The organism is Ruegeria sp. BG11 (assembly GCF_056538565.1).
On the sequence record NZ_JBQFTH010000016.1, the window covers coordinates 65,351 to 74,985 of the forward strand.

The window sequence follows — 9,635 nt, forward strand, 5'->3', positions numbered from 1 at the left end:
GCCGCCTCAGAAAAGCGGCTGCTCGGGTGCGACTTATCGTTAAGCGCTTTAGTAGAAGTAGCGCAGCCAGAGGTAGACGTTGGCGATCATCAGGGTCAGGATCATGATCGGGAACGCCATGAGCGCGAATTTGACAAAGCCAATCGGCTGCTTGGCCTTTTCGGCAAAGGCCGCAACCGTCAGGTTGGCGCTTGCGCCCAGCAAGGTCCCGTTGCCGCCTAGACAGGCGCCCAGAGCCAGCGACCACCACAGAGGCTCGATCGCATCGGGCCCGCCAAACGTGTCAGCCGTGGACTCGATCAGAGGGATCATCGTCGCCACAAAAGGGATGTTATCCAGAATGGCCGACAAGATACCCGAGGCCCAGAAGATGAAGAACGCGGTCCACATCATGTCGCCTTCGGTCAGCTCAAGCACTTTCTCACCGAAGAATTCGAGCAAGCCGACATGCTCGACGCCTGCAACGATGACGAACAGACCACCGAAGAAGAAGATCGTAATCCACTCAACCTCGCCAAAGATGTGGTGTACGGATTCGGACTGTTCTTCTCCGTGCTGGTGTCCGTAAGCCAACAGCATCAACAGCGCGGCGCCAGCCAGCGCCGAGGTGCCCGGCTGGATGCCGTAGCCATGGCCAAGCGTGAAGCCAAGCAGGGTCAGCGCCAGAACCGACAGGGATTTGATCATCAGGCCGACATCGGTGATCGCTTCGTTTTCATTGAAACGCATGATCTTTTCGCAGGCCGATTTGGGGATGGCGGCCAGCGTGCGGCGGTTCATCAGGTAAATGATACCAGTTAGCACTACCAGACAGATGGCCGAGATCGGCGCAAGGTTAACCACGAAGTCATTGAAGCTAAGGCCCGCAGCCGAGCCGATGATGATGTTCGGCGGGTCACCAATCAGAGTGGCCGTACCGCCCACATTCGAGGCCAGTATCTCGGCAAAGAAGAACGGGTAAACACGCGTCTCGAGCGCGTCTGTGATCAGCAAGGTGATCGGCGCGATCAACAGAACGGTCGTTACGTTGTCGAGCAGAGCCGAGAATACCGCCGTGATCAGCGTCAGCATGATCAGGATGCCTGTCGGATTGGCCTTGACCACCTTTGCGGCCTTGATGGCGACGAATTGGAACAACCCGCATTTGCTGGTGATCCCGACGATCACCATCATGCCAATCAGCAGCGCCAAGGTGTTGGCATCAACGCCCGCGACGGCCTGTTCCTGGTTGATGATGCCGAACAGCACCATCTGCGATGCACCCAGCATAGCCAGAATGGCGCGGTTTACTTTTTCGGTCACCAGGACAGCATAAACTGCAATCAGGATACCGGTGGCGACCCACAAAGGGTCAATCCCCAATAGCTGAGGAACGGAGAACGCGTGTTCTCCATGCGAAACGGAATGGTCGGTCAATGGTCTGATCCGGTCTTTAGGGGTTAGCTCAGCGCGTGATCAATCAACGAGTTCGGGCTGACAGAGCCGACAAAGCGATTGGTCTCGGGTTCCACGAGGAAAACGTGGCGTTTGAATTTGTGGATCAGGAAGATGCCTTCCATCACCGGCGTGTCTGGTGCGAGAACCGGGATGTTGGCCGGGTTCGACATGTGATCTCCGACCCGCTCTTCGTGCAGGCGCTTGATCTGTTCGCTGATGTCTTCCTTGGTCAGATCCATAAAGTTGAGATGGCTGATTGCAACGCGCGAGGTCTCATCGCTGACGCCAATACGGGCGGCCTGTGGCAAGATCATCTTGATCAGCGTGGGCGCGGTGAAAACGCCTTGGAAGCTACCGTCATCCCCCACCACCGGCAAGAACCGGGCGCGGCTGTCGCGGATGATCTCAAACGCCTTGGCGACTGTATCATCGGGATGAATTGTTTTCTGTTTTTCAGGGGGGACCATAACGTCCCGGCAAGTAAGGCCCATACGTGTCCTCGGTCTTTCAGCGGGGTTTCAGAGCCAAGGCACAGTTCGTGCTCAAGCCGTATCGGAGTAAGATCGACCCAAGCTCTGATTGAGAAGGTTTTGCGAGCGCTTCTTTTCACCAGATGAGAGAATATGCCACCCCTGAGCCCCATCTTTTTTGCAATGCCGGTATTGAATCTCGGAATTTGGCGCCCAACGGGTTTGCGAGAGGCCACAAACGAAAAAGCCCCCACCGATTTCTCGGCGGGGGCAATTCTGTTCGGGTTTCCCCGGACTGTTTACCAGTCTTCGCGAACCACGACGCGAGTCTTGATCGGCAGCTTCATCGCGGCCAGGCGCAGGGCCTCACGGGCGATGTCGTCATTGACGCCGTCGATCTCGAACATCACGCGGCCAGGCTTGACTTTGCATGCCCAGCGGTCGACCGAACCTTTACCTTTACCCATACGAACTTCGATCGGCTTAGCCGTGACCGGAGTGTCGGGGAAGATGCGGATCCATACACGACCCTGACGCTTCATGTGACGCGTCATAGCACGACGTGCAGCTTCGATCTGGCGTGCAGTCACACGCTCAGGCTCAAGAGCTTTCAGGCCGTAGGTGCCAAAGTTCAGATCAGAGCCGCCCTTGGCGAGACCCTTGATCCGGCCTTTGTGCATCTTGCGGAATTTAGTACGCTTTGGTTGAAGCATATCTTTCCCTCCTTAGCGACGACCGCCACCAGCACCACGAGGTGCAGGGCCGTCTTGGAGTTCCTGTGCTTTACGGTCACGTGCCTGCGGATCGTGCTCCATGATCTCACCTTTGAAGATCCAGACCTTGATCCCGATGATCCCGTAAGGAGTCATCGCTTCGGCATGTGCGTAATCGATGTCGGCACGCAGAGTGTGCAGAGGCACGCGGCCTTCACGGTACCACTCGGTCCGTGCGATTTCGGCCCCGCCCAGACGACCAGCGACGTTCACCCGGATACCCAGGGCGCCCATGCGCATGGCGTTCTGAACCGAGCGCTTCATTGCGCGACGGAACGAAACACGACGTTCCAGCTGCTGAGCGATGGACTCGGCAACCAGCTGCGCGTCAAGCTCGGGCTTGCGCACTTCGACGATGTTCAGGTGCAGTTCGCTGTCGGTCATGCGAGCAAGCTTTTTGCGCAGAACTTCGATGTCTGCACCTTTCTTGCCGATGATGACACCGGGACGTGCTGTGTGGATCGTCACGCGGCACTTCTTGTGCGGACGTTCGATGATCACACGGGCAACACCGGCCTGCTTGCACTCTTTGTTGATGAACTCACGGATCTTGAGGTCTTCCAGCAGAAGATCACCGTAGTCCTTGGTGTCGGCGTACCAGCGGCTGTCCCAGGTGCGGTTGACCTGCAGGCGCATGCCGATCGGATTTACTTTATGACCCATTAGGCTTGCTCCTCAACTTGACGCACCTTGATGGTGATCTCCGAGAACGGCTTCATGATCTTGCCGAAACGGCCACGGGCACGCGGACGACCGCGCTTCATGACCAGGTTTTTGCCAACCCATGCTTCGGCGACGATCAGCTCGTCAACGTCCAGGTTGTGGTTGTTTTCGGCGTTCGCGATTGCGGACTGCAGGCACTTCTTGACGTCCTGCGCGACACGCTTGTTCGAGAAAGTCAGGTCGGTCAGAGCCTTCTCAACTTTCTTGCCGCGGATCATTTGCGCAACCAGGTTCAGTTTCTGCGGGCTGGTGCGAAGCATGCGGGTTTTCGCCATTGCTTCGTTTTCAGCCACGCGGCGGGGGTTCTTTTCCTTGCCCATGACTTACTTCCGCTTCGCTTTTTTGTCTGCGGCGTGGCCATAATAGGTACGGGTCGGCGAGTATTCACCGAACTTCTGACCGATCATGTCTTCCGAGACGTTGACGGGAATGTGCTTCTGGCCGTTGTACACACCAAAGGTCAGACCCACGAACTGGGGCAGAATGGTGGAACGACGCGACCAGATTTTGATGACTTCGTTGCGGCCCGACTCGCGCGCTGCTTCGGCTTTTTTCAGCACGTAAGCATCGACGAAAGGACCCTTCCAAACAGAGCGAGACATAGATTAACGTCCCTTCTTCTTGGCGTGCCGCGAGCGGATGATCAGCTTCTGGGACGCTTTGTTCTTGTTGCGGGTACGCTTACCCTTGGTGTCCTTACCCCACGGAGTAACCGGCGTACGGCCACCCGAGGTACGACCTTCACCACCACCGTGCGGGTGATCGATCGGGTTCATTGCAACACCACGAACCGACGGACGAACGCCTTTGTGGCGCATACGACCGGCTTTACCGAGGTTCTGGTTCGAGTTGTCGGGGTTGGACACGGCACCAACGGTGGCCATGCATTCCTGACGGACCATGCGAAGCTCGCCCGAGCTCAGACGGATCTGAGCGTAGCCGCCATCGCGACCAACGAACTGAGCGTATGTACCGGCCGCACGTGCGATCTGACCGCCTTTGCCAGGCTTCATCTCGATGTTGTGGACGATGGTACCAATGGGCATGCCCGAGAACGGCATTGCGTTGCCCGGCTTGATGTCGGCCTTGGCGGATGCCACGACTTTGTCACCAACAGCCAGACGCTGCGGAGCCAGGATATATGCCTGCTCGCCGTCTTCGTATTTTACCAGTGCGATGAATGCGGTCCGGTTCGGGTCATATTCGATCCGCTCGACGGTTGCCGCGACATCAAATTTATTCCGTTTGAAGTCAACGATCCGGTAGAGACGCTTTGCGCCACCGCCGCGGCGGCGTGAAGTGATCCGTCCGGTGTTGTTCCGGCCGCCCGATTTGGTCAAACCCTCTGTGAGAGACTTGACCGGACGTCCTTTCCAAAGCTCCGAACGGTCGATCAGCACCAGCCCGCGCTGGCCCGGCGTCGTCGGCTTGTACGACTTGAGTGCCATGCTTTCTGTCTTCCGTTTAGCAAGTGCAGGGAGTTTCCCCGCTATGTGATAGGCCCCCGTAGGTGCCAAGGGTATAGGGCCCCGAAGGTCCCCGGTTACAAATATCAGAGGCCCCGGAACGAATCCGAGGCCGCAAGATTGGGAGCGTTTAGCAGGGTTGGGGATGGGTGTCTATAGGGCGGAGAATTTAAGACCGAAAGTATTTCAGTGTTACTCAGTTGTTCGCGACTTGTTGTTTACGCTTGCACTTCAGGTTGTCTACACAACCTATTTCCACTGGTACTAGTTAAAACCATTAAGAACGAAAGGACTCGGCATTGGTCAACAAAATTGGACTTCGAGAAGCGGAAGCTGCTTACCTGCACGCAATGAAAGTATGGCAAGGAGGCATCTCGGAGGCTGAAGCAGGTCATGCTCTCGTTTCAGATTACGGAATGAACAAAGCCTCCGCGAGCGACATGCTGCGCAATTTCGCACAACTTTTAAAAGGAGAAGTGTATCATCTCACACTTAGTCTGTTGGTGACTGAATTCTACTTTGATCGAATTCTCGAAGAATTTGGCCCTGAAAAGCTGCGAAATGCTATTGCTTCGACAAGAGCCCACATACAGTACTATGAGTCTCTCCCAAGTGGTGGAGCCAGACCCGGCCTTAACAAACTCTGCGATCACTACGACGACAAGTTGATTGCACACGAATACAATACGCCGCTTCTCTCTTCAGAGAAATATCGTGCGGATTTCCAAGAGCTTGTCAATCGGGCTCAACAAGATACACCGGACAAGCGTCAGAGGCGGCTTCAAGGTGCAGGAACCAAAGCCAAAAAAATCACAATTCGAACTCTGGCCTTTAGACGTAACGCCGACGTTGTCGCCGAACGACTATACCAAGCCAACGGAGTCTGTGACCATTGCAAAGGCCCCGCGCCGTTCAACCGAAAAAATGGCACCCCATATTTAGAAGTACATCACCCTATACCTTTAGCCGACGGCGGTGAAGATACTTTGGGTAACACAATGGCTTTGTGTCCGAACTGTCACCGCGAGGCACACTTCGGAGAGCATTTTGAAAAGTTTAAGACAAACGTCGCATCTTAGCTTTCAAAAAGAATTGTACTTAAACAATCGCGGAACGAGGCCACCGCGCCTGCGACTGCCCGTCCCGGCGGGCTGGCGCTTTGGGGACGTTTGCGCCTCGCTGCGATTTCGGATGTATTTGGCCCCTTAAAGCGCACTGATCAGCCATGGTGGCGCCATCCCATGGGCAGTCGCTGGCGCGGCTTATGATCTTATCCGAGGGATCGCCTGCGGCACAGCGGCTCGGCCTCCACCGAGATCCTCTGCTTGAGTTTGATATGCCCCAGCACCTCGCGAAAGGCGCGGTGTTTGGGTTTGCCTTCCAGATAATCCGCCAGTTTGAGCAGGTTGATCGGGTGCTTCGCAATCAACGCCTCAATCCGCTGCACGGCCTCGTCCAACTCATAGTGATCCACGTACTGACAGGCCACCTGCGTCGGCGTCAGCAGACAGCAATCCTGCGGGCGTTTCTCGGTATAGCGCGCGATGTCGAAAGGCGACGCGCCGAGGGCGTGAAACTTGGGGATGTGCACGCGCATATCAGCCTCGGCGTGCTCCAATACCGTGCCGGAGGTCTGGCGGAACCCCAGCGGACCAAGCTTGCCGACCACGTGCTTGCGCATCGCCGGAGAGATCATGTCCACATCCGCCCGGTCATATTTCAGATCGTCGAAAACCGACAAAAGCCCCAGCTTTTCATCGGCGATCTGAAAATAGGGCTCGGCGCTGAAAGCCCGCATCTTCTCCAACACCTGCGCACGCGCAGTTTCAGGGTCTGAAACGAAATCGGCCCCGGCGGGTTGAACCGCCGGGGCCGTGAATAGTCGCAGTAAGCGTCGGATCAAAGACCGGTGCTCACGTCGATGGTGTTCCCCTCTTCCAGGGTCACATATGCTTTTTTGACGTCTTTGCGACGGCCCAGCTGGCCGCGGAACCGCTTGACCTTGCCTTTGGTCACGGTGGTGTTCACCGCTTTGACCTTCACACCAAACAGAGCCTCAACGGCCTCTTTGATTTGCGGCTTGTTGCTATCGATCGCCACTTCAAAGACAACCGCGCCGTTTTCGGACGCCATGGTCGACTTTTCGGTGATGACCGGCTTGCGGATCACGTCGTAGTGTTCTGCCTTCGCGCTCATTTCAGACGAGCCTCCAGTGCTTCGACAGCCGCTTTGGTGAGCACCAGAGTGTCACGCTTGAGGATGTCATAGACGTTTGCGCCCATCGACGGCAGGATATCCAGGCCTTCGATGTTCTTGGACGCTTTCAGGAACCCTTCGTTCACGGTCGCGCCGTCGATGACCAGAGCACGTTTCCAGCCCAGGTTTGCAACCTGTTTGGCCAGAGCAGCGGTCTTGCCTTCGGCTTCGGCGTTCTCGATGACAACCAGTTCACCTGCCTTGGCTTTGGCCGACAGAGCGTGGCGCAGGCCAAGCTTGCGGAACTTCTTGGGCAGGTCGTGGCCGTGCGAGCGCACGACGGGGCCTTTATAGATACCACCACCACGGAAGATCGGCGCGTTACGGTCACCATGGCGTGCGCCACCGGTGCCCTTCTGGCGATAGATCTTCTTGGTCGAGTAGCTGGTTTCCGAGCGGGTCTTCACCTTGTGGGTGCCGGCCTGCGCGTTGTTGCGCTGCCAACGGACCACACGGTGCAGAATGTCCGCACGCGGCTCGAGACCGAACAGATCGGCGTTCAGCTCGATGTCGCCGGCTTTGCCGCCGTCCAGTTTGATTACATCAAGTTTCATGCTTCACCACCTTCCGCGGGAGCTTCTTCCGCAGGTGCTTCGGTTGCAGCCGATTTCACAGCAGCCGGGAAAGGCAGGCCTTCCGGTGCTTTCTTCTTCACGGCATCCTTGACGGTGACCCAGCCCGATTTCGGTCCAGGAACGGCGCCTTTGATGAAGACCAGGTTCCGGTCGGCGTCGGTTTTGACGACTTCCAGGTTCTGGGTGGTTACACGAGCAGCACCCATGTGACCGGCCATCTTCTTGCCTTTGAAAACCTTGCCCGGATCCTGACACTGACCGGTCGAACCGTGCGAACGGTGGCTGATCGAAACACCGTGCGAGGCGCGCAGACCACCAAAGTTCCAGCGCTTCATCGCACCGGCAAAGCCTTTACCGATCGAGGTGCCCGAAACGTCAACTTTTTGACCTTCCAGAAAGTGTTCTGCCGAAATCTCGGCGCCCACATCAATCAGACCATCTTCGGAGACGCGGAACTCGGCCAGCTTACGCTTGGGTTCAACCTTTGCAGCGGCGTAGTGCCCGCGCATGGCTTTCGAGGTGCGTTTTGCCTTGGCAGCACCGGCGCCCAGCTGAACGGCGGTGTAGCCGTCTTTGTCAGCGGTACGCTGTGCAACAACCTGCAGGTTGTCCAGGTGAAGAACGGTCACAGGGATCTGCTTGCCGTCTTCCATGAACAGGCGGGTCATGCCAACTTTTTTTGCGATAATACCAGAGCGCATAATCTATACCCTCCGATCTTACGACTGCAGCTTGATCTCGACATCCACACCAGCAGCGAGGTCGAGCTTCATCAGCGCGTCAACGGTCTGGGGGGTCGGATCAACGATGTCGAGCAGACGCTTGTGCGTACGGATCTCGAACTGGTCGCGGGATTTCTTGTCAACGTGAGGACCACGGAGAACCGTGAACTTCTCAATCTTGTTCGGCAGCGGGATCGGGCCGCGCACGTTTGCGCCGGTCCGCTTGGCAGTGTTGACGATCTCTTGCGTGCTGGCATCCAGAACGCGATAGTCAAATGCCTTCAGCCGAATACGGATATTTTGGCTTTGCATATTAACAGCCTTTTTTAGGCGTTGAGGTTGAGAGGAGGACGGACGCGCATCGCCAACCCTCTTCGAACCCAAAAGGCGGGAATCACCCCGCCTTGACGTTCTTATCGAGAACTCGCGCGTATTAGTGGGGTTGGTGGAGTTTGACAAGAGGTTTGTTGGCTTTGTCCCACCTCAAAGAGCGACACGACCCAGTACCAAGAACTGATCTTCAGGACCAACTTCGCAACAAGAACGCGCTAAAGAACTATGGGCGAGGTGTACAGCCTACACGCGACAATTGAGCATTCAGAGAAAACCGACTTGGTCTGGAAGTTTTTCACCCCACGCTACAGTGAATACGCTGGTTGACGACACAGGTTCTGGACGTGCTTTAGCGCTTCAGGTTCTGTTAGGCTGCTCGGCAAGCCGGACATCGAACCGCTTACGCTCGCGGTTAAACTCACTGATATCACAGTCGACTTCCTGGTCGTCGTCACTGAGGATGGCAGATCGCATGTCTTCCAGATCCTTGCTGTGAAGGATTTGCGTTCCATAGTTCAAGAATTCAAAACCTAACATGATTTCCTCCTGATTGCCTCAGCGGATCGGCCTGCGCACGCCCCGCTTTTTGTTTCAGATCACATGTGGGTTTCCTGTCTTTGGGTGAGGTGGACTTTGGATTAAGAAACCTCAATCCGTTTTGCCCTTAACGACGGCGAACTTTCTAAGCGTCATCTCGGTTCGAACACGTCTAGGCCCACCTCGGAACTGTATGGCTCAAACGAAAAAGGGCGTCCCGAGGGACGCCCTTTCCGTCTGATCATTCGCTTACGCGACTTATTCAGTGATTTTCGACACAACGCCGGCGCCGACGGTGCGGCCGCCTTCGCGGATCGCAAAGCGCAGGCCCTGCTCCATCGCG

15 protein-coding genes are annotated in these 9,635 nt (G+C 56.4%); 1 reads left to right on the forward strand and 14 read right to left on the reverse strand.

The window, feature by feature from the left end; all coding sequences use genetic code 11:
* Positions 1-48: 48 nt before the first annotated feature.
* From ACR0JF_RS20980 to rplB, 7 genes are all read right to left on the reverse strand, one after another.
* Positions 49-1,416 (reverse strand): ArsB/NhaD family transporter, encoded by a 1,368-nt coding sequence (locus ACR0JF_RS20980; RefSeq protein ID WP_170662739.1) that lies wholly within the window; start codon positions 1,414-1,416, stop codon positions 49-51.
* Positions 1,417-1,439: 23 nt separating this feature from the next.
* Positions 1,440-1,904 carry a CBS domain-containing protein gene (locus tag ACR0JF_RS20985; RefSeq protein ID WP_170556421.1) on the reverse strand — a complete coding sequence of 155 codons (465 nt, stop codon included), beginning with the start codon at positions 1,902-1,904 and terminating at the stop codon, positions 1,440-1,442.
* A 302-nt stretch (positions 1,905-2,206) separates the two neighbouring features.
* A complete protein-coding gene (gene rplP, locus ACR0JF_RS20990; RefSeq protein WP_058283513.1) occupies positions 2,207-2,620 on the reverse strand; it encodes a 50S ribosomal protein L16 in 414 nt (137 codons plus the stop codon).
* A 12-nt stretch (positions 2,621-2,632) separates the two neighbouring features.
* Positions 2,633-3,343, reverse strand: coding sequence for a 30S ribosomal protein S3 (rpsC, locus tag ACR0JF_RS20995; RefSeq protein ID WP_008758042.1), 711 nt, complete (start codon positions 3,341-3,343; stop codon positions 2,633-2,635).
* On the reverse strand, positions 3,343-3,723 hold the full coding sequence (gene rplV, locus ACR0JF_RS21000) for a 50S ribosomal protein L22 (RefSeq protein WP_039538267.1): 381 nt from the start codon (positions 3,721-3,723) through the stop codon (positions 3,343-3,345). Before rplV ends, rpsC begins: the two co-directional genes overlap by 1 nt.
* A gap of 3 nt (positions 3,724-3,726) precedes the next feature.
* A complete protein-coding gene (rpsS, locus tag ACR0JF_RS21005; RefSeq protein WP_005980699.1) occupies positions 3,727-4,005 on the reverse strand; it encodes a 30S ribosomal protein S19 in 279 nt (92 codons plus the stop codon).
* A 3-nt stretch (positions 4,006-4,008) separates the two neighbouring features.
* Positions 4,009-4,851, reverse strand: coding sequence for a 50S ribosomal protein L2 (gene rplB, locus ACR0JF_RS21010; protein ID WP_008757664.1), 843 nt, complete (start codon positions 4,849-4,851; stop codon positions 4,009-4,011).
* 317 nt (positions 4,852-5,168) lie between these two features.
* Here rplB and ACR0JF_RS21015 point away from each other — a divergent pair, with 317 nt between their 5' ends.
* A complete protein-coding gene (locus ACR0JF_RS21015; protein ID WP_480669815.1) occupies positions 5,169-5,948 on the forward strand; it encodes an HNH endonuclease in 780 nt (259 codons plus the stop codon).
* A gap of 191 nt (positions 5,949-6,139) precedes the next feature.
* On the opposite strand, the gene ACR0JF_RS21020 is transcribed toward ACR0JF_RS21015, so the two are convergent.
* The 7 genes from ACR0JF_RS21020 to ACR0JF_RS21050 all read right to left on the reverse strand — a co-directional run.
* Complete coding sequence (locus ACR0JF_RS21020) at positions 6,140-6,772, reverse strand: hypothetical protein (RefSeq protein WP_170662737.1); 633 nt, start codon at positions 6,770-6,772, stop codon at positions 6,140-6,142.
* Positions 6,769-7,065 (reverse strand): 50S ribosomal protein L23, encoded by a 297-nt coding sequence (locus ACR0JF_RS21025; RefSeq protein ID WP_010437040.1) that lies wholly within the window; start codon positions 7,063-7,065, stop codon positions 6,769-6,771. Before ACR0JF_RS21025 ends, ACR0JF_RS21020 begins: the two co-directional genes overlap by 4 nt.
* A complete protein-coding gene (gene rplD / locus ACR0JF_RS21030) occupies positions 7,062-7,679 on the reverse strand; it encodes a 50S ribosomal protein L4 (RefSeq protein WP_008756644.1) in 618 nt (205 codons plus the stop codon). The genes ACR0JF_RS21025 and rplD overlap by 4 nt, the downstream gene beginning before the upstream one ends.
* Positions 7,676-8,401: a 50S ribosomal protein L3 gene (gene rplC, locus ACR0JF_RS21035; RefSeq protein WP_008758167.1), complete on the reverse strand. Its 726-nt coding sequence runs from the start codon at positions 8,399-8,401 to the stop codon at positions 7,676-7,678. The genes rplD and rplC overlap by 4 nt, the downstream gene beginning before the upstream one ends.
* An 18-nt stretch (positions 8,402-8,419) precedes the next feature.
* On the reverse strand, positions 8,420-8,734 hold the full coding sequence (gene rpsJ / locus ACR0JF_RS21040; RefSeq protein ID WP_008756422.1) for a 30S ribosomal protein S10: 315 nt from the start codon (positions 8,732-8,734) through the stop codon (positions 8,420-8,422).
* Between the two features lie 378 nt (positions 8,735-9,112).
* A complete protein-coding gene (locus ACR0JF_RS21045) occupies positions 9,113-9,292 on the reverse strand; it encodes a hypothetical protein (protein WP_170662735.1) in 180 nt (59 codons plus the stop codon).
* A gap of 258 nt (positions 9,293-9,550) precedes the next feature.
* Positions 9,551-9,635: EF-Tu C-terminal domain-related protein (locus ACR0JF_RS21050; RefSeq protein WP_226783293.1), on the reverse strand; the 85-nt coding region annotated here is incomplete at its 5' end.